The organism is Nonlabens agnitus (assembly GCF_002994045.1).
Classification (GTDB): domain Bacteria; phylum Bacteroidota; class Bacteroidia; order Flavobacteriales; family Flavobacteriaceae; genus Nonlabens; species Nonlabens agnitus.
Genome location: NZ_MQUC01000003.1, coordinates 395,088 through 415,892 on the forward strand (window position 1 = coordinate 395,088; position 20,805 = coordinate 415,892).

Consider the following 20,805-nt stretch of genomic DNA (forward strand, 5'->3'; position numbering starts at 1 on the left):
TTATTCTTTTTTACGCTTTCGCGAAAGCGATATTGTCATACTAAAATTAAAATAGGAAATAATTCCAGAGAGTAACACAGGTTACTTAACTAGTTCTTTATAAATGATGTAAACTCCCATAACTAAAACGAACCAACCAAATCCTTTTTTTAATTTGCTGCCGTCTATAAAGTTGTTGAGCCAGATGCCAAGGAAGATTCCAACGATGGATAATGCCGAAAACGAAAGCAGGAAAGCCCAATCAATATCCAAATTTTGAACATCGCCCAGAAAACCGATCAACGATTTTATGGCAATAATGAAAAGGGAAGTGGCCACCGCTTTTTTCATAGGTAATTTTGCTAGTAGAACCAGTGCAGGTATGATTAGAAAGCCTCCGCCAGCACCTACTATACCTGTTATTGTCCCTACTACTACACCCTCAATCACAATAAGTGGATAATTGTAGGTGATTTCAACATCTTCTTCAAGTTCTTTACGCTTGTTGCGTATCATCGAGATGGAAGCCAATAACATGATGATGGCAAAAAATAACATGATCACCAGGTTTTTGGTAACCATGAAATCGCCTACTTCAAAAAGTTCTACTGGTATAGCTGGTATCAAAAATGCTCTTGTAAGATATACTGCGATAAAAGCTGGTATAGCAAAGATGATAGCTGTTTTAAAATCTACCATCCCTTTCATCATATTCTTAATAGCACCTACAAGGGACGTGGCTCCTACAACAAAAAGTGAATATGCTGTCGCTACCACTGGATTAAGCATCAGGGCATAGACTAGAATGGGAACCGTCAATATAGAACCGCCACCGCCAATTAATCCTAAAACCACTCCAATAAGAAGAGCTCCAACGTACCCAAGAATTTCTATGATTTCCATTTGTCTATTTATTATATGACAAATCTATCTTTAGGTATCTCTACACACGGTAACTGATGTTACATGACTTCAATAAAACTGCGGTGCAACCTTATTTTATTATCATTTTCCATCCTTTTAAGTAATCGTGAAATTACAACGCGGCTTGTATGAAGATCACTGGCAATATCTTTATGGGTAGTGTAGATATGCTTGCTATTTAAAATACTAATTTTATCCTCAAGGTATTTCTCCAGTCGTTCGTCCATATTATTGAACGCAATGTTATCAATACTTTCAAGCATCTCCATCATACGCTCATGATAACTGGAAAATACAAAGTTGCGCCAGGTTTTATATTTACTAGACCATTCTTCCATTTTTCCAATAGGTATCATCAATAGCTTTACTGGTGTTTCTGTAACAGCATGTATCTCGCTTTTTGTATTACCCAAACAGCAGGTCATGGTCATTGCACAGGTATCTCCCTTTTCTAGATGATATAATAGTAACTCGTCACCATCACTATCAGGCCGCATTATTTTGATACTACCAGAAAGTAATAAAGGCATTGATTTTATGTATTGTCCTGGTCTGATTAGATCTTGACCATCTGGTACATCCATAAACGTTGCCACTTGATTTATTTCTTCAATAAGTGCAGGCTCAAATAAAGACCCGTAATGCGTTTTAATTTCTTGTATCATTATTTACTTCTTTGGCAATTTTTGGATCATATTTAAAAAATAAATGTGCCCAAATGGACTTAGATACTGCACCAATGTATGGAAAAGTCAATGCTAGTATGCACACTATCGAAATAAAAATGGTCAAAGGGTCGTCTGCCATTCCTAGAATTAATAGAATAACATAAGTGGCGACTGCAAAGGCTATACCCACAGCATAACAAACGTACATGGAACCAGTATAAAAACTAGGTTCAATGGAGTATTTTAAATCGCACTTTGGGCAGCGTTCACACACATGGTTCATTTTTGAAAACTTGTATGGATTTGCTTCTAAGAATTCTCCTTGTCTACATCGCGGACATTTCAGAAATAAAAGACTGTATAGATATGATCTCTTCACTACGATTATGTTTATTTCAAAAATATTCCCTTAAGATATTTGATTCAGTAACAGATGTTACAATGCCTTTGATAAATTATCTAAGTTACTATGACTTCTTAGTTTACTTTTTAGTGCGGTCATGTCATCACTGATCTTATTCTCTAATACCCGTGCATAAATTTGAGTAGTGGCGATCTTGCTATGACCTAATAGCTTAGAAACGGTTTCAATAGGCACACCGTTTGAGAGCGTGATGGTAGTAGCAAATGTATGTCGTGCCATATGAAAGGTTAGGTTTTTTTTAATGCCAACATAGTGTGCCACTTCTTTTAGATAAACGTTGAGCTTTTCATTAGTAATTATTGGTAATAACGATCTGGTTACTTCAATCATTGGGTGTCCTTGGTATTTGGCAATAAGGTCTTCCGCTTTACCTAAGAGTGGCACTTTTACAGATGATTTTGTTTTTTGCCGTTTGGTATAAATCCAATTATCGCCATCTATTCCAAGCACCAAGTTGTCCTTAGTCAAGTTCATAATATCGACGTAGCTGATACCAGTGTAGCAACTGAAGACAAATAAATCACGAACTCTGTCTAGGCGTTCACTTGCAAACTCAAAATTTTCCATATTGGAAAGCTCATTTACCGATAAAAATTCACGTTGTTTCTTTTCATAAACAGGCTTCCACCTTACAAATGGATCCCGTCGGATCCATTCCATATGATAGGCCAGCGTCACCATTTTACGTAGGCGCTGAATGTGTTTCATCACGGTATTTTGACTTAAGGCTTTTGGATGGCCAGCTGGCCAGTAATTGGCTAGATAATTTTCAAAGTCGCACACGAATTTATAATCGAGCTCTTTTAACTAGATGTCCGTTGTTTTCTTGGCTGTGTTTAGAAATTTGTTGAGGTAGTTTTCTGTTACTCCAAAATTCCTAATCGTTCCCTTAGCCAGTGTGTTTTCAATTTTTTTACTGTGGTATTCGATGAGGTTTTGAAGTGATTTGGACTGCTCATTCTCGCCTGTGTAGTGAACCTTGATGAGTTTAGCAGTAATCAGTTTTTCCTGAAACTTTAAGTCTTGATATATCTGGAATAGTTTGGTGTACGTCTGGTCGATGTACTGATTCAGTTGACGAGCTGCTGCTGAAGAACCTTTGACCTTTTTCTTTTTAGAATCCCATTGATCAATAAGGACCTTGCGTTTTAAGCTGATATTGACCCGCTTTTGATTAATGGTAACACGCGCATAGATTTCAGCTTCGTTATTTTTTGCACGTGAAGCATTTATCCAGAATAGGATGGAGAATGTGTTTTCATACTTCATAGTTGTTCGTCTTTAAAGGTTAAACTTTATGCGACGAATGTCAAATCAACTATGGTTCAGTGTTTTAAAGCAATCGGTCAACACGTTGACCGCAGTAATTTTTGTTGACCGCTTTGTGGTCATATTAAAACATATTATATCAAATAATATGATTGCCCAAAAACTACAAAAACCTTGCAAATCATAAGATTTACAAGGTTTTGATGCTCTTGTGAGTTTAATTTAGTGACCTCGACAGGATTCAAACCTGTAACCTCTTGAGCCGTAATCAAGTGCGCTATTCAGTTGCGCCACGAGGCCATTTTACTTCAGATCAATGATCTTTTAGCGGGTGCAAATATACGGTTATTTGTATTTTTCCAAAACTTATTTCACTTTAATAAATCTCAATCTTCCCATGACGCCAGATCAACTCAAAAATTTCATCAAAGACGTTCCAGATTTTCCCAAAGCTGGTATCGTGTTTAAGGACATTGCTCCGTTGCTCGCTTCCGCGAAAGCGAGAAAAGCTATGACCGCTGCCATCGTATCTAATTATAAGAATCAAAAAATCGACGTCGTAGTTGGCATAGAATCTCGCGGATTTTTATTCGGCATGCTGCTGGCAGAAGCGCTTGAAGCATCCTTTGTAATGTTGCGCAAAAGTAACAAGCTGCCTGGCGACATTGAGAAGTTCACTTATGATTTGGAATACGGCACAGATACCATTGAAATTCAAACGGATGCTATCCCTAATGGTAGTCACGTATTGCTTCACGATGATGTCCTAGCCACTGGCGGTACTGCTGGAGCAGCCGTCCAACTCATAGAAAAGATAGGCGGCAAGGTAATAAGTGCCAATTTTATCATGGAACTGGATTTTCTGGAAGGAAGAAAGCAACTGGGCGACCTCGATATTTACAGTGTGTTACATTATTAAAACAAAAAGCCTCGATGTGGTCACATCGAGGCCTTGATAGAAATTTTGATAAACTCTTAGTACATGGCCTGTAATGCGATGATGTCATTGCTTCCAAACTCACCATCTTCTCCAGAGCTAAAGCAGGAAAGCATGATAGAATCTGGATCATAACCGCTAGGTGTTCCAGATACTCTAATAGCACCTACGCCGCCGTCACCTTCGTTGACGTTCTGTCCACAAGAAGCGCGAGAAAAATAGTCTGTATGACGGAAACCAACCGAGTGGCCTATCTCATGCGTGATAACGTGCTCGTTAACATTAGTGTCATAGGCATCCATCCCAGCGTAAAGCTGTACAAATTTGTTAGGTCTACCACTAGAAGGGAAACCAGCAGATCCACCAGCACCAGTGTTTCCTGGATTACGATAAATGACCATGTCTTTATCTTGGTATGCTGTACCAAAGGTTAGTCTAAAAGTCAAACTTACACCACTCAACCTATTGTAGTTGTCAACTGCCCATTGCAGAGCTGTACGTTGCGTATTGGTCAGTCCTTGTCCACCGCCACCAGTGTAACCTATAATATCAATCGTGCGATTAGTACCGGTAACAAGGTTAGTCGTGCGGTATTGCTTTGCAATGGTGTTCATGTTTTCTAGGGCATAAAAGTCTGATGCCTCAAGAGCGATGTCATCTTCTATAAAGATGCGCTCTTCAGTAGATCCATCAGGTAACATGAATTGATCGATTTTTATATCATCTGGGTGATAACCTATTTCTTCTGCATAGGCTTTTGCTTTGGCAAGCTCTGATTTTTGATCTACTTCTTGATCAAAACTTTCTTCTCTCTCACAAGCCGTAAATAATAGGGCACAAGCAGAAAGTCCTAAGAATGTTTTTTTGAAAATGGAATTTGTCATTGTTAAATGAATTAGGGGTTAAATTGATTAAAACACTTTTCTCGAGAACTTAAAACTAGAGAAATAAGACCGCTAGAAACAAATAGAACTATTCAAAAAATTAACTTTTATTTGGTAAACCAGACTTTAAAAGGCTTAAAAAAAATTATAATTGCTTGTCATTGTTAAGTTTGAATGCAAATCAGATTAAAAATAATTGTTCACAACTAAAACTGATTTATTGGTCGTTTGTCGATATAAAAGCCAATACACCTCAATTTTATCTAATTTTTCACACAACTACAACTTTTGAGCTAGGTCTAAAATCGCTTTAGAAATTATTTAGTTAAAAAAATGTCAATTCAATTCAATTGTATACATTTGGAATTATGATAATAGTGCAAATCATTTCTTCTATTGCAGATACGTTAACCATTGGTGGACGTATTACTATTATTACCCGTTAAGGGTTATCTATTTACATACTACATCAGACCATCATTTCTATCATAGAGATAGCATTTACCATTTCCATAAAATTATTCCATGATCGTATTAAAATTTGGAGGAACCAGCGTTTCTTCACCAGCCAACCTAAAACAGCTCAAGAACATTATTGAGTCAAAATCAGAATCCTTTATCGTTGTAGTTTCTGCATTTTCTGGAATTACCAATCTATTGGAATCCATCGCTACAAATTCCTTGCAACAAGAACCTCACGTATTGCTTAAAGAGTTCAAGGATATTCACGTGGATCATATCAAGAATTATTTCACAGACAAACAACAAACGGAAGTTCTTGTAGAGATCCAGAAAAAATGCAATCAGTTGGAGAATATCTGTACATCGGTATTCACGTTGCAGGAATTATCCAATAGGACCAGAGCCTTGATCCTAAGTTTTGGGGAACGACTTTCCTCCTTTGTAGTACATCGCTATCTCAATGCTCATGGATTAACGATTGAATTATTGGATCCAACTAAAATCATTACAGGAAATGGTGATTACTTGAACACTACGGTTGACTTTGAAAAAACAGCGGCACAAGCAGCTGCCATGGTAAAAAATGCCAACTATATCATTGGCGGCTTTATTGCATCAAATGAAAAAGGTGAAGTGGTCACCTTAGGTCGCGGTGGTAGCGATTATACGGCAGCTCTTTTAGGAAATGTGCTTGAGGCTGCATCCGTAGAAATATGGAGTGATGTGAATGGTGTACAAAGTGCAGATCCTAGAAAGGTGAAGCAAACCATCGCTATTGAAAACCTGAGTTATGAAGAAGCATTTGAGATGGCCTACTTTGGCGCTAAGGTTCTTTATCCGCCATCTGTAATACCGCTGCGCAATAAGAAAATCCCTTTATTACTTAAAAATACAGGAGCACCTGATCAATTGGGAACCTACATTAGTGACCATAATAAATCAGACCTTCACAAGATTCAAGGTGTTTCTTCACTTGCCAATATCGCGATGATCACAGTTTCTGGTGTTGGATTATCAGGTCGTAAGGGTAGCGCACGTCAAGTGTTTCAGGTGTTGGAAGATAACGACATCAATATCATTTTGATCACCCAAAGCTGTTCAGAGCAAAGTATTGGTCTAGGTATTGATCAAAGCAAGGCAGCCTTTGCAAAAACGATCCTTGATAATCGCTTTGCCGAAGAGATTGCCAAACAACAATTTAACGAGGCGCAAGTTTCCTTGGATCACTGCATTATAGCCCTAGTAGGTGATAAAATGAAGTCCAAAGTAGGACTTTGTGGACACGTTTTCAGCGCCATAGGTGAGAATGGTATTAATGTGACGGCGATCGCGCAAGGCGCTAGTGAAAGAAACATATCCATCGTGATTGATAAAAAGGATGAGACTAAGGCACTCAACGTCATTCACGAGCGATTTTTCTCAAAACCGGTAAAAAACATCCATATTTTCATTGCTGGTGTTGGGAATGTAGGTGGTGAGTTCCTCACTATGCTGGACGGTCAGCGCAAGGCATTGCTGGAAGATTACAACCTCAATCTTAAGATTTGTGGTGTCGCAAACAGCCGCAAGATGCTGTTTGATAGCAATGATGGACTATCCACCGCAGACATCAAATCACTCAAGGAAAACGGAAAGGATTACGGCGCTTATGAAAATTTCCTGAAGGAAATCGTGGACCAAAACCTGTCCAACAGTGTGTTCCTAGACATGACCGCGTCCGCAATTGTGAGTGACGGCTACTTGCCATTGCTCAAGAAAAGCATCTCGGTGGTGACCTGTAACAAAATTGCCTGCAGCAGTTCGCAGGAACTGTTTGAAGAGCTCAACCACAGCGCACGCGAGTACAACTGCGATTTCAAATATGAGACATCGGTTGGAGCGGCCTTGCCGGTCATCAAAACCATACAGGATTTGATCATTAGCGGTGATCGCATCCACAAGATCGAGGCTGTCATTTCCGGTAGTCTCAACTTTATTTTCAATGAATATGATGGCACAAAACCTTTTGCAGATGTGGTGAGACTGGCGATGAATGAAGGCTATACAGAGCCAGATCCATTGATCGATTTGAGCGGTCTGGACGTGATGCGCAAGATCCTGATTTTGTCGCGTGAGTCTGGTTTGAATCGCGAGATTGACGACATCACCTACAAAAGTTTCTTGCCAGAGCCTTGCGAGAATGCGGCCAGTAACGAGATTCTTTTTGAGGAATTGTTGAAGCATGAATCGCACTTTAAGGCTATTTATGATTCCGCTTTCGCGAAAGCGTGCAAACTCAAGGTCGTTGCTTCATTAAACGATGGCAATATGTCTGTCGCCTTGCAAGAAGTTCCATCGCACAGCCCATTCTATAACCTGGAAGGAAAGGACAACGTCATCGCGTTGAACACCTCAAGATACGTGGACGAGCCGCTAGTCATCAAAGGTGCTGGTGCTGGTGCAGAAGTCACCGCAAGTGGAGTTTTTGCAGATTTGATGCTCATCTTCAATAGGAAATCATGAAAAAGGTAACCGCTTTTGCACCTGCCACCATAGCCAATTTTAATGTGGGTTTTGACTTTCTGGGAGTTGCCCTGCAAGGAATAGGCGATGAGGTCACGATGTCATTTAACGGGACTGATTCCAATACGATCCTGTCCATAGAAAATGGCGCTGACCTACCTATGGAAGCAGCAAAGAATTGCTGCTCTGTGGTCGTGCGTTGCATGCAGGAAGAATTGCAGGATTTCAAAGGCGTTGATATTCACATCAAAAAAGGTTTTGCTTCTGGTAGCGGTTTAGGGTCGAGTAGTGCGAGCAGTGCCGCTGCAGCTTTTGCTTACAACGACATCATGGGCGAGCCTTTCACTAAAAACCAATTGGTCTATTTTGCCGCTCAAGGCGAAAAGGCAGCCTGTGGTAGTCCGCACGTTGACAATGTGGCGCCGTCCATCATAGGTGGTATGGTGATGCAAAAGGCCAGTGATCCAGCAGATTTTATTTCGTTACCTATTTTACCAGATCTGTATGCCGTGCTGCTGTATCCACAGATCATGGTGAAAACATCTGATTCCAGAAGCATTTTAAAAGAAACCATGGCGGTAAGAACCGCAAGTGAACAGATAGGTTATATGGGGTCTTTCGTGTCGAGTCTGTATTTGCAGGATGTCGCATTGTTCAAGGCCGCCATGCAAGATGTTGTGATTGAACCCATGCGCAGCATGTTGATTCCCAAGTTTGCAGAAATGAAAGCTGCCGTTCTGGATCAAGGCGCGTTAGCCTTTGGGATTTCTGGTTCTGGACCATCAGTGTTTACCGTGGTTCAAGGAAAGGAAATGACTGAAAAGATCCAACATTGTCATGAGACCATCTATAACACCACTGATTTAGATTATAAAGTTTACATAAGTCCCATCAATGCCAACAGCGGCGCTATCATTCTTTAAAAACTGATCATGAAATTTATTAGTACCACACCTAACGAAGAACGTGTAAGCTTTAAAACAGCCGTACTTAATGGCTTGACTCAAAATGGTGCCCTTTATTTTCCAGAGGAGATTCCGCAATTGCCATCCAGCTTTTTTGAGAACATAGAAAACCTTTCTGATCACGAGATAGCCTTTACCGCATTACAACCTTACGTACAAGAAAACCTTTCTGATGCTGATTTGAAATGGATCATTGAAGATGCCATCAATTTTCCGACGCCGGTCAAGCATATTAGAGAAGCCACTTACGTTTTGGAACTCTTCCACGGCCCGACGGAATCCTTTAAAGACGTAGGTGCTCGATTCATGTCTCGTTGCTTATCTAAATTTGAAAAGAGTAACGATAAAGAGATTACCATTTTGGTAGCGACTTCTGGAGATACAGGCAGCGCTGTGGCCAGCGGTTTCTATGATGTGGAAGGTGTGAATGTAAAAATACTCTTCCCCAAGGATAAGGTAAGTCCTTATCAAGAACGTCAAATGACCAGTTTAGGGAAAAACATCAAGGCCATTGAAGTGGACGGTACTTTTGATGATTGCCAGCGCATGGTGAAGCAGGCTTTTAATGACCACAAGTTGCGCAAGCAAGTAGAATTAACCAGCGCAAACTCCATTAATCTTGCTAGGTTGTTACCACAAATGATCTATTACTTTCTGGCTTACAAACAGATTAAAAAAGAGCTCAAGGATAAATCTTTAGTGGTTTCCATACCATCAGGAAATTTAGGGAACGCATCCGCTGGCATACTGGCTAAGCATATGGGATTGCCTATCAAACGATTCATCGCGGCGCACAATGCTAATGATACCTTTACTGATTATCTCAAAACCGGTGAATACAAATCCAAACCATCGGTGCTCACCTTTTCCAACGCTATGGATGTTGGGAATCCTAGTAATTATGAACGACTGGCTTACTTGTATGGAAGAAATCTAGGAGCAATGTCCGCACACATCTCTGCTGCCTCCATCACCGATGAGGAAACCGTACAAGAGATGAAGGACACGATTCAAGAAACAGGTTATTTACTGGACCCTCATGGTGCGGTTGGTAAGTTGGCTTTAGAGCGAAGCCTCAAGGAAGATGAATTAGGGATCTTTGTAGAAACCGCACATCCCAACAAGTTCCAAGACATTATCGTCAAAGCTGTTCCTGATCACGTCCTCACTGAAACCTCTTTGGATGGCTTTCACAAATTAAGCATGGATAATGATTACCAACAACTGAGAGATATTTTGCTAAGCTGATTTAAGCAGCATTTTAGATTGCATTATAAAAATTCTTGGTTACAAATACGCAGCTACGATTATAAGGCAGTTGACGTATTGGGTTTTTTAATGAGGTGAGATAATTTTCGATCATCACTAAATCATCAATCATGAAAAACGCAGTACTCTTATTATTCTTTTTGACAATCTCTCAATTACCAGCTCAAAATACTCCAGAAGCATTGGTAGAGACCTTTTTTAAGGAACAGGCTTCTAAAGGTCCTGAAGTGGCACTCACCAACTTGTATTCCAATAATGAATGGGCCATTGACAATGCTGAAAGCATCAGTATACTCAAGAAAAAACTGGTCACTGCCGAAAATGTTTTGGGTAAAATGCATGGTCATGCACTATTGGGAGAAAAGAAACTTAACGATTACTTTGTCATCTATACCTATACAGCTCTTTACGATTTACAACCCATGAGATTTACGTTTCAGTTTTATAAGCCTAAAGATCGTTGGAAGACCTTTGCCTTTTCCTTTGATGAGAACCTCGACGATGAATTGGAAGCTTCCTTAAAGCTGGCACCTCTGGCAGATCAATAGTCACAACCTAAAAGTTTCAACATAAAAAAGTCTTGGATTTTCTAAGACCTTTTTTGCTTCCGATAGGTAGCAGTGAATTGAGGTATCTCATTTAGTGTGGCATAAACGCCTCGTAACTAATTTCTTAAAGCCTTAAGAACATCCGTAAATTAAAAAAGGTCCTAGATTTCTCTATGATTTTTTCGGGTGCCTGCCTGCCGTCAGGCAGGGAAGACGGGACTTACCGCTCTACAGCGGCATAAACTTCTCGTCACTTGCTTCATAACGCCTTAAAAACATCCGTAAATTAAAAAAGGTCCTAGATTTCTCTAAGACCTTTTCGGGTGGAAGACGGGACTCGAACCCGCGACTTCCGGCACCACAAACCAGCGCTCTAACCAACTGAGCTACAACCACCATATCAATGTGAGTTTTTTTAAAGTGGATCTCAAGAATTCAACCACTAGCTGTTAAGCGGATGCAAATTTAATGCATTTCTGAAAATGACAAATAGTTTTAGCAGATTTATATCAAATCAAAAATAGAATCCACTGCTGGGTAGCGTTCCACCATGAAACCTTCTGCATGGTCTGTCCCTATAAGCCTACCTAAATTGGCAGCTCTATATCGTATGGATTCAAAGAAATTATTACTGCTTATGGGTGTGGACGGCTCATTACTTTCAGGATCAAAGAACTGTGATTTGTAGGCCTTGACACTATCAATTTTAGTTTCCATAAAACCAGAGATGTCAATAACAATATCTGGATCCATGTCTTGCCATTGGATGTAATGATACACCTGTTTAGGTCTCCATGCCTCTTGCTGTTGACCTTCCAACTGGGTTTCAATCTTGCGTAAACCAGATAAAAAACAACTCACGCTGGTCAATTCTGATCCACGAGCGTGGTCTGGATGCCTATCTCTTATGGCATTACATATCACGATTTCTGGTTGGTACTTTCTAATGATCTCGACAATCTTTAACTGGTGAACCTTGTCATTGGTAAAAAAACCATCGGCAAAAGCTAGATTTTCTCTTACAGCGACGCCCAAAACCTTCGCAGCATCTGCGGCTTCTTGATCCCGTATTTCTGGAGTGCCTCGAGTTCCCAGTTCACCTCTTGTTAGATCCAGAATCCCAATCTTTTTGCCTCTGGATGCTTCTTTAGCAAGCACACCGGCACAGCTCAATTCAATATCATCAGGATGTGATCCTACAGCGAGTATATCTAATTTCATCAAATTTATCTTTTTCGGCTTTTTTCAAGAGCCTGTTCTAGGTCGTCCACTAGAATGTTGAGTTCTTCAATACCGACGGAAAATCGTAACAATCGGTCGCTTATTCCTTGTTGTGCGCGCTCTTCTGCCGTCATGAGGCTGTGCGAGGTCAACGCTGGAGATAGGATGGTCGATTCCACGCCAGCAAGACTTAAGGCTGGTTTGATGACCTTTAGTTCTTCCAAGAAATCGTTGTGGTCGATGTGTGATTTCAATTCAAAAGACATCATGCCGCCATAGGCGTACATCTGTTTTTTGGCGATTTGATGATTGGGATGCGACTTCAATCCAGGATAGTTTACTTTTTTCATGTCTGGATGCTTCTCTAGGAAGCGTGCCAGTTTTAGCGCAGTTTTGGACTGTTGCTTTACCCGCAAGGCCAGTGTTTTAATACTGCGTTCCAGTAGATGCACGGTTACATCACTCAAACTACCACCGTAATTTTTTGCGGTTTTCCATAAATACTCCATGTGTTTCTGCGTACCGCTAACGGTTCCTGCGCAAATGTCGCTGTGGCCGCCTAGATATTTGGTCGCGCTGTGAATCACCAGGTCAATTCCTAAACTTGCAGGATTTTGGTTGATAGGCGAGGCAAACGTGTTATCGATGGCGGTGATTAGGGAGTTCGCTTTCGCGAAAGCGGAAACCTTTTCAATATCTGTAATCTCCAATAATGGATTGCTAGGCGTCTCGATGTACAACATCTTGGTATTGTCCTGGAGCGCTTGCTTCATCGTGTCTTCATTGATGTGCTCCAGCATGGTGTAGGTGATTCCCACACGCTCAAATTCTGCCGCAGCAAAATGTGAAGTACCGCCGTAAATCGCTCGCTGCATGATCACATGGTCGCCAGATTTGAGAAAGGCCATGAATACCGCACTAATCGCTGCCATACCACTACCAAAAATCAGGGAAGCCTCAGTCTGCTCCAAGGCGGAGATCTTTTGAGCCAGCGCCACCTGATTAGGCGTGTTAAAGTATCGTGGATACAGATTTGTTCCTGGACCTCGATAATCATAGGTGGTTGAGGTATAGATGGGCGCCGTAGCGCCACCATAAATCGTATCCTTGAGTTCGCCCGCGTGGACGCAGGTATAATTGACGTTTTTATTTTTTTTCATGCGATTGTCGTGTTGCACAAAGCTAACTGTTTTGCATGGAAAGATGTAATGGCAGTCTTAAATCTTAGTCATAGAGAATGTACCTTTGATTTAGTGAAGGCCTGATCTGTCAGCGATTTCATGAAGTTCACCAGGTCCTTTTGTTCCATTGCTGTTAGGTTCAAAGGATCTGGTGGTAATGTTTGAAACTCTTGATCTGTGATGCCTATGCCACTACCACCGCCACGATTATAAAAGTCAACCACTTCTTCCAGTGTTTGATAAACTCCATTATGCATATAGGGCGCTGTCACCGCAACGTTGCGTATGCTGGGTGTTTTGAAAAAGTGTTTGCGGTTCTCTGTTTTCAAAAATTCATAACGGCCTGTATCTGGATCAATCGAGGCGTTTACCGTTAGGTTTTTTGAGGGAACTCCAAGATGTTCCAGTTCAGTCTCCATGAAGTCTGGTGGTACGGTGCCATTAAAAACGGGCGCAAAATGGCAGGTGGCACATTTAGCCTTACCCATAAACAGATTGAAGCCGTTGATTTCAGATTGGGTCAAGGTGTTTTCTTCATCACGCATATTGCGGTCCCATTTTGAATCCCAGCTGTTAAGACTACGCACATAGTCTGCTATAGCTGTTCTAACCGCCAGTTGGCCTACTTCTTTGTGATACGCATCGGTAAATTGTTTGACTATGTCGTCATCCTTTTCAATAGCGGCTGTGAAATTGTTGATGTCACTGTGGAACTCCGTTTCATTATTGATCACCGAAATGATTTGACCCTCGAGGCTTCCAGACCTTTTGTCGTAGAAGAAGCCGCGCTGGTAGGCAGCATAAGTCAGTGTTGGACTGTTGCGTTGTTGCCCTTTTGCTATAGGTCGACCATCGCTAAATGCAAGATCTTGTACATGGCAGGTAGCACAGCTTATCATACCATCCGACGATAAGCGTGTGTCGTTAAATAGTTGTTTGCCGAGTGTGATTTGCTGGTCTGTCAGCGGCGCGGGTTTGCGGTCTGCAAAGTAATCTAAAGACAGCGTCTCTTTAGAGAATAAAGTCGTTGCCTCATTTTTTATAGCAAGTTCTAATGGGAATTGTACTTCCCAATCTTGTGCGGTGGCTACCCAAAGCTCTAATAATGGATCGATGTCTTGTTTTAAAAAGGCATAGCGATCAAAGTTTTCAAAGGTACTTTGTGACAAGCGATGTTGCGCCTGATCAAGTTGGTGTTTCCATTTCTCCAGTAATTGCTCCTTTTTGAATTGTTGATGGTATAGTTGTAGTATTTGTTTCGCTTTCGCGAAAGCGATAACCGCATCATCCAGGCTGCTCTCTAAAACAGGTGAGTCAAACCCAGTCACGCCGGTCAAAGCGCTGCGCACCAACTGCTTGCGAATGATCCAAAGTACATGGTATGGCTGGTAGTGACTTAAGTCTGTCGTTGATCTAACGAGCTGCAATCGCCGGCGCAGTGTCATTACGACATTATGGACTTTTGTAACATCTGGTGATTCAGTAAATAATATTTCTTCAAGGGTCTGGTAACTACTGGCTTTTTTGATCTTAATGTCTGTTGCGTCCTCTTCTTCTACTTTGAGAATGTTAGGCGCGTTCAAGGTTGTATAATTATTGAGGTCCTGAAAACTTAAAATAGGCTCGACGGATTTGAAATTCTCACGGGCGGTTTTAAAGGCTCGTTGCATTGAGTCTGTATCAGTCATGCTTTCCATGACACTCAAAGAATGGATCGCCTGATCGAGATCTGATAGATACAGTTCTTGTAATTGCTCTAGCGGGCTGCGCTGTTGTTTCTTATAACTTTGCTCTTCTTTACAAGAGCTAATTAAAAATAAAAGGCTTGCGATGAAACAAGCCTTCTTTATATTTTGATAATTCATATGCTTATCTTTCTAAACCGCTGATAACGTATAATACACTTCCTTCTTTACTGCTATTGTTCACGTCATTTGCGGTAGGGTCTGTAAATGCAGAGCCGTCAGCTGGTTCCCAGCCATGGTTTTGAGTGATGACCATGAAAGTTCCATCAATACCTACCACATCAGATACATCTATCATTCCAGTTATTTCCCATACGGAGTTCTCAGTACCTATTCCTGCAGCTGCAGCGCTCCTTTGATCACATTCCAGCACTGTTTTAAGTTGACCTGTAGAGATTTCATATTGATATAGTCGGGCATAGTGCTCTCTTACAGCATCATCAAAATAACCGTTAGGATCTTCCTGGATGTATACATAGTTTTCAGTCACTAGAACATTATCTGGGCTATGGAAACCCCAAGCTTTACCACCAACCTTATCGCCGTCAAGTACACAGGTGATTGTTGCAGGGCCAGTTGGGTCATTTTCGTTTAAGGTTACTTTATAGATACGTCCGTAGGCAGTTCCCTTACCAACTAATCCATTTGTTTTCCTTCCAGTTACGGTAAAATAAATCTCGCGCTGGTTGCTGGCATCGCCTCGTCTCCAGTCGATGTCTTCCAATCTTGAGAAGCCCATCACACCTTTTTGCTTAGCTTCTGCATCTAATAGATCAATGTTGCGTTGGTTCAATTCTACAAACTCTGCGGTATAAGATTGGCCTTCTTCCATGTCCATTTCAAAATCAATGCCTGCGGCCGTGACTTTAAGACCGTACAGATTACCGCTATAAAGATCTCCACGATTACCTACATACATTCCCAATTGACCAGATGGTATATTGTTGTCAGAATGATCATCTCCTATAAAAGCAACCGTTTTATTGGGATAAGCATCTTTTCCTATCACCACAGCATTTTCAGTGGACCATTGCCCCATTGCGGTTAGTATCTCTGGAGTAGTTCTGGTAGAGGATGGTTTTGTTACTTCAGTTGCAAATACACCTTTAGAAGATCCGCCCCATTCACCACCGGAAAGATAAAGTGGCCCAAACCCATGCTCCTGTGGCGTAATTAAAGATCCACTGCATTGAGCTGTAGATGCTGTGGCCTCTGCATTAAGTATGTACTCGCCAGAAATAGGAGCAAAGGTCTTATCAAACTTGATGCGCGCAATGGAGTAGTCTGCCTCTATGTTGTTGATCAAGGTGAAATCTTCAGTAGCTTGATTGTAGAGAAGGCCAGCACCGTCTGCCATAGAACCGTAAACAAATTCAGGAGATGCATCGAGTTGATCTGCACTGGATAGTACTGAATAGATGTTTACACTAGAGAATTCTGGAGTCGTCTTTAGAAAATTAGGAGTTACAGAATGAGATTTAAGAACAATATCATCGCCTTGAGCACCTGTTCTTGTCACCCCATCATCATCGTTGCAGGAAAGTAGTAAAAGTGTGGAAAGGCCTGCGATCAGAAAGTTGTTTTTCATAATAAGATTGAATTAGTTTTTTATGTGGTCTAAAACTAGGATTTGGTTCATGAGGTGGTCTTATGTCACTTTTAAGGAAGTATGATTGAATTGTTATAGGTCTGGCGCATTCGTGTTATGCGAATGTTGTATAAATGAAAAATCCTTTTGTAGACTGCGTGAATCGAGAGACTTGGAGAAACGAGATTTTCTTAAATCCTTAACTAGAGTGATCATAAGGTGATTTTATCTTTGATCAAAACACAATCATGAAAAATATAATGGGATTCTTACTGATGCTGGTATTGTTCAGCGCATGTAAGGAAAAGGAAGAAACCGCCGTGGAAACCGCAGACAATCAAATGGAACAGCAGTACGCCGCTACTGAAACGGCTGTGACACCAGAGATTGAAATCATGCCTATCTCTCACGCCTCCTTTGTCATGAAATGGGGCGACAAAGCAATTTACCTAGATCCTGTTGGAGGAGCCAGTGCATATGAAGGCATGCCAGCAGCAGATATGATCTTGATCACTCATACTCACGGCGATCACATGGATCCAGCTACTTTAAAAGCCGTCATGAATGACAACGCCAAATTATTTACGCCACAAGCAGTGGCAGATAAATTAGGAGCTGATTTTAATCCAACCGTTTTGAATAATGGTGATTCAGAAGCTGTAGATGATATTATAGTGAATGCCGTTGCGATGTATAATATCACTGAAGGCCGCCTTAATAATCATCCAGAAGGAGTTGGAAACGGATATGTGATCGAGAGTGATGGATACAGAGTATACGTATCTGGAGATACAGAAGGTACTCCAGAGATGAGAAGCCTTGAAAATATTGATAAGGCATTTGTTTGTATGAATCTACCGTACACCATGGATGTAGAACAAGCAGCAGATGCGGTTCTTGACTTTGCGCCCGCAGAAGTGATTCCTTACCATTACCGTGGTAAAGATGGACTTCATGACATTGATAAGTTCAAATCACTTGTAAACAAAGGAAATACAGATATCGAAGTAACCTTCATGGATTGGTATCCAGAAAGAAGTTAGGCCTTAGAGTATTTATAAATGGAATAAAACCGTTTCGTTTGACGAAGCGGTTTTTTTATTCTTTAAGATTCGTGACATAGTTCGCTTTCCTGTCTTCCGACGGACTGGCGCGAAAACGAATTACCCAAAAAACATCTCATGCAAATAGCGTCCTGGAACTAGCGTAAAGCCACCTGCGATCATGATTGCGCCCACGTATAGAAGAATCATTTTGCGTTTATGAGCCTTAATCCTTCCTTTTCTTACTGCGATGAATGCCGTAGGAACAGTCCAAAGCGTCAACACCGTAAACAAGTGAATCCAACCGAAATGATTCCATAGACTAGGGCCAACATTTGCTGGGAGAAATATGGTGATCAAGGCTGTTATAAACATGAGCGACATGTAGATCTTACCCAGTAATTTGTGTCTAGGCGTTCCCTTGTAAGCCATCAACAGATAACCGCCTATAAAAATGCAGGGAACTACTGTAACTAGATGCGTAAACATCAAAACGTTTAGAACAGAATCTTGATAAGGTAAAGCGATGATCATCAGTGATTATTTGTCTAAATATCAGAATTTTATCGATACCAAATAAAAAATGCCCGTTGCAATCGCAACAGGCATTTTTGAATATATATTTAAAAAGGAGCTACCCAATAATCGCGTTGAGCGTTTTACTAGGTCGCATTGCTGCTTCTTCCTTAGCTGGATCTGGTAGGTAATAGCCACCTATGTCCATAGCTTTGCCTTGTACTTCTATTAGTTCTTGCGTGATCTTTTCTTCATTATCTGCAAGATCCTGAGCAAGCTTGCTGAAGTGTTTCGTAAGATCTTCATCCTTGGTTTGGTTAGCAAGTTCTTGAGCCCAGTAAAGAGCCAAGTAATAGTGCGAACCGCGATTGTCCAATTCATTCACCTTACGAGAAGGCGATTTTTTATTGGTCAGGAATTTCTCAGTGGCCTTGTCCAGACCATCCGCGATGATTTGTGCCTTCTCATTATTGTATTTTTCAGCGGTATGTTCTAGAGAAACGGCTAATGCCAAGAACTCACCTAAAGAATCCCAGCGTAAGTGGTTTTCCTTTTCAAACTGTTGCACGTGCTTAGGAGCAGATCCACCAGCACCAGTTTCGAACAATCCGCCACCATTCATCAATGGAACGATAGAAAGCATCTTGGCACTTGTCCCAACTTCTAGGATAGGGAACAGGTCAGTGTTATAATCACGCAAAACGTTTCCAGTTACAGAGATGGTATCTTTGCCATCTTTCATACGTTGTAACGTACGTTTAGTGGCTTCAACTGGTGAAGCGATGGTAATATCCAATCCTTCTGTATCATGATCTTTGAGATACTTGTTCACTTTCTTGATAATTTCGGCATCGTGTGCGCGATTTTCATCCAGCCAGAAAATAGCAGGATCTCCAGTAGCTCTTGCTCTTGAAACCGCAAGCTTTACCCAATCCTGAATAGGTGCATCCTTAGTTTGACATGCTCTCCAGATATCTCCAGCTTCTACGTTGTGTTCCATCAACACATTTCCATCTGCATCCACTACTTGAACTTTTCCAGCTTTAGGAAGTTCAAAGGTTTTATCGTGAGAACCGTATTCTTCGGCTTTTTGAGCCATCAACCCTACGTTAGGAACCGTTCCCATCGTACGTGGATCAAATGCGCCGTGCTCTCTACAAAAATCAATAGTTGCGGCATAGATCCCAGCATAAGAGCTATCAGGAATGACGGCTTTAGTGTCTTGGGATTCTCCATCCTTATTCCACATCTGACCAGAATTTCTAATCATGGCAGGCATGGAAGCGTCAATAATCACGTCACTAGGTACGTGTAAGTTGGTGATGCCGTTGTCAGAGTTGACCATGGCAAGATCTGGACGATATTCCATCACTCGTCTCAACTCATCTTGAATGGCTTCTTTCTTATCGTCTGGTAATTCATGTAATTTGCCCAATAGATCGCCTAAACCGTTGTTTACGTCAACACCTACCTTTTCTAGTGCGTCACCGTACTTGTCAAATACGGATTTGAAAAACGTACGCACGGCATGACCAAAAATAATGGGATCAGAAACCTTCATCATGGTCGCTTTCATGTGCAGTGAGAAAAGAACGTCCTTTTCACGAGCGTCCACCATTTGATCTTCCAGGAAATCTAATAATGCATCTTTACTCATAAAAGTCGCATCGATGATCTCACCTGCCTTAAGAGCTAGTCCTTTTTTCAATAGATGTTTTTCGCCATCAGTATCAATCAACTGTATGTTCACGGTTGTAGCCTTGTCCACAGTGACACTTTTCTCATTGTGAGCAAAGTCTCCCTGGTCCATAGTAGAAACATGAGACTTAGAATCCTTGCTCCATGCGCCCATACTATGTGGATTGTTCTTCGCATATTGCTTTACCGGCTTAGGAGCGCGACGATCAGAGTTACCTTCACGTAACACTGGATTTACAGCGCTACCTTTCACGCTGTCATAGCGCTTTTTAATGTCTTTTTGCTCTGCTGTTGTGGCTTCTTCTGGATAATCTGGTAGATCATAACCTTTAGCTCTCAATTCTTTGATTGCATCATTCAATTGTGGGACAGAGGCACTAATATTGGGTAACTTGATTACATTGGCTTCTTCCTTGGTAACCAGCTCACCTAATTCTGCTAGAGCGTCTGGCACCTTTTTGTCGCCCAATCGATCTGGAAAAACAGCCAGGATTCGAGCTGCAAGAGAGATATTTTTGGTCTCTATTTCTATTCCAGCAGGCTCAATGAATTTTTGAACTATAGGTAAAAACGATGCCGTAGCGAGTGCCGGTGCTTCATCGGTTTTGGTGTATATGATCTTAGGATTTTGGGTGGACATGTATGTACTTGTTTTAATAAAAATTAATGTGAAACGCACGCTATAGGTGCGGCCTACAAATATAATAGGTAAGAATCTGTTTTTAGGTGGTTTTTGCTTAGGCTTAGCACTTTTACCATGAGATTCAATGGATTTTTTGGTAAATCCTTGAAGATTCAATCAGGCAGGCTTTTGGAGTGCTGCTACACATTCAAAATTTTGATAAACTAGATGGATACATAAAACTAAAATGGTCAGGAATTGTAGGGTTGATAATTCGTTCACTTTCTTATCTAAGGTTGGCAGCAACGAAAGCGACACCAAACAAAATATCAAGACATAAAAAAACCGCTTCTTGAAAGA

The 20,805-nt window shown here is 41.1% G+C and carries 17 protein-coding genes, 2 tRNA genes and 1 pseudogene; 6 read left to right on the plus strand and 14 right to left on the minus strand.

The window, feature by feature from the left end:
* Positions 1-81 precede the first annotated feature (81 nt).
* The 6 genes and pseudogenes from BST86_RS01965 to BST86_RS01985 all read right to left on the minus strand — a co-directional run bounded on the left by BST86_RS01965 (position 82) and on the right by BST86_RS01985 (position 3,564).
* Positions 82-882: a sulfite exporter TauE/SafE family protein gene (locus BST86_RS01965; RefSeq protein WP_105981793.1), complete on the minus strand. Its 801-nt coding sequence runs from the start codon at positions 880-882 to the stop codon at positions 82-84.
* A gap of 59 nt (positions 883-941) precedes the next feature.
* Positions 942-1,568, minus strand: a complete 627-nt coding sequence (locus BST86_RS01970) for a Crp/Fnr family transcriptional regulator (protein ID WP_105981794.1) — start codon at positions 1,566-1,568, stop codon at positions 942-944.
* A gap of 439 nt (positions 1,569-2,007) precedes the next feature.
* Positions 2,008-2,655 (minus strand): site-specific integrase, encoded by a 648-nt coding sequence (locus tag BST86_RS15110; RefSeq protein WP_317046555.1) that lies wholly within the window; start codon positions 2,653-2,655, stop codon positions 2,008-2,010.
* Positions 2,638-2,790, minus strand: a pseudogene (locus BST86_RS15115) (phage integrase SAM-like domain-containing protein); the annotation flags it as partial. The gene BST86_RS15110 and the pseudogene BST86_RS15115, both read right to left, overlap by 18 nt.
* A gap of 12 nt (positions 2,791-2,802) precedes the next feature.
* Entirely contained in the window at positions 2,803-3,264 is a 462-nt protein-coding gene (locus tag BST86_RS15120; protein ID WP_317046501.1) for an Arm DNA-binding domain-containing protein, read from the minus strand.
* A 226-nt stretch (positions 3,265-3,490) separates the two neighbouring features.
* Positions 3,491-3,564: transfer RNA gene (locus BST86_RS01985), tRNA-Arg, on the minus strand.
* A 97-nt stretch (positions 3,565-3,661) separates the two neighbouring features.
* Between BST86_RS01985 and BST86_RS01990 the strand changes: the two genes are divergently transcribed.
* Positions 3,662-4,183 carry an adenine phosphoribosyltransferase gene (locus BST86_RS01990; protein ID WP_105981796.1) on the plus strand — a complete coding sequence of 174 codons (522 nt, stop codon included), beginning with the start codon at positions 3,662-3,664 and terminating at the stop codon, positions 4,181-4,183.
* 56 nt (positions 4,184-4,239) lie between these two features.
* Here the strand turns inward: BST86_RS01990 and BST86_RS01995 are convergent, their stop codons facing one another.
* Positions 4,240-5,085, minus strand: coding sequence for a M57 family metalloprotease (locus tag BST86_RS01995; RefSeq protein WP_105981797.1), 846 nt, complete (start codon positions 5,083-5,085; stop codon positions 4,240-4,242).
* Between the two features lie 525 nt (positions 5,086-5,610).
* Here BST86_RS01995 and thrA point away from each other — a divergent pair.
* The 4 genes from thrA to BST86_RS02015 all read left to right on the plus strand — a co-directional run bounded on the left by thrA (position 5,611) and on the right by BST86_RS02015 (position 10,831).
* Complete coding sequence (thrA, locus tag BST86_RS02000) at positions 5,611-8,049, plus strand: bifunctional aspartate kinase/homoserine dehydrogenase I (RefSeq protein WP_105981798.1); 2,439 nt, start codon at positions 5,611-5,613, stop codon at positions 8,047-8,049.
* Entirely contained in the window at positions 8,046-8,972 is a 927-nt protein-coding gene (locus BST86_RS02005) for a homoserine kinase (protein ID WP_105981799.1), read from the plus strand. Before thrA ends, BST86_RS02005 begins: the two co-directional genes overlap by 4 nt.
* 9 nt (positions 8,973-8,981) lie before the next feature.
* Positions 8,982-10,262: a threonine synthase gene (gene thrC / locus BST86_RS02010; protein ID WP_105981800.1), complete on the plus strand. Its 1,281-nt coding sequence runs from the start codon at positions 8,982-8,984 to the stop codon at positions 10,260-10,262.
* 131 nt (positions 10,263-10,393) lie between these two features.
* Positions 10,394-10,831: a hypothetical protein gene (locus tag BST86_RS02015; RefSeq protein WP_105981801.1), complete on the plus strand. Its 438-nt coding sequence runs from the start codon at positions 10,394-10,396 to the stop codon at positions 10,829-10,831.
* A gap of 321 nt (positions 10,832-11,152) precedes the next feature.
* Here the strand turns inward: BST86_RS02015 and BST86_RS02020 are convergent.
* The 5 genes from BST86_RS02020 to BST86_RS02040 form a co-directional block, all read right to left on the minus strand.
* Positions 11,153-11,228, minus strand: a tRNA-His gene (locus BST86_RS02020).
* 107 nt (positions 11,229-11,335) lie between these two features.
* Positions 11,336-12,052, minus strand: coding sequence for a bacillithiol biosynthesis deacetylase BshB1 (gene bshB1, locus BST86_RS02025; RefSeq protein WP_105981802.1), 717 nt, complete (start codon positions 12,050-12,052; stop codon positions 11,336-11,338).
* Positions 12,053-12,057: 5 nt separating this feature from the next.
* The gene (locus BST86_RS02030) at positions 12,058-13,212 is read right to left on the minus strand and encodes a trans-sulfuration enzyme family protein (RefSeq protein WP_105981803.1); all 1,155 of its coding nucleotides are present in this window, start codon (positions 13,210-13,212) and stop codon (positions 12,058-12,060) included.
* 68 nt (positions 13,213-13,280) lie between these two features.
* On the minus strand, positions 13,281-15,098 hold the full coding sequence (locus BST86_RS02035) for a cytochrome-c peroxidase (RefSeq protein ID WP_105981804.1): 1,818 nt from the start codon (positions 15,096-15,098) through the stop codon (positions 13,281-13,283).
* 4 nt (positions 15,099-15,102) lie between these two features.
* A complete protein-coding gene (locus BST86_RS02040) occupies positions 15,103-16,566 on the minus strand; it encodes an alkaline phosphatase PhoX (protein WP_105981805.1) in 1,464 nt (487 codons plus the stop codon).
* Between the two features lie 248 nt (positions 16,567-16,814).
* Here BST86_RS02040 and BST86_RS02045 point away from each other — a divergent pair, with 248 nt between their 5' ends.
* Positions 16,815-17,609, plus strand: a complete 795-nt coding sequence (locus tag BST86_RS02045) for an MBL fold metallo-hydrolase (protein WP_105981806.1) — start codon at positions 16,815-16,817, stop codon at positions 17,607-17,609.
* A 120-nt stretch (positions 17,610-17,729) separates the two neighbouring features.
* Here BST86_RS02045 and BST86_RS02050 read toward each other — a convergent pair whose 3' ends face one another.
* Both BST86_RS02050 and BST86_RS02055 read right to left on the minus strand, forming a co-directional pair.
* Positions 17,730-18,143: a DUF2306 domain-containing protein gene (locus tag BST86_RS02050; protein ID WP_197709217.1), complete on the minus strand. Its 414-nt coding sequence runs from the start codon at positions 18,141-18,143 to the stop codon at positions 17,730-17,732.
* 100 nt (positions 18,144-18,243) lie between these two features.
* Positions 18,244-20,463, minus strand: a complete 2,220-nt coding sequence (locus BST86_RS02055; protein ID WP_105983917.1) for an NADP-dependent isocitrate dehydrogenase — start codon at positions 20,461-20,463, stop codon at positions 18,244-18,246.
* Positions 20,464-20,805 lie beyond the last annotated feature (342 nt).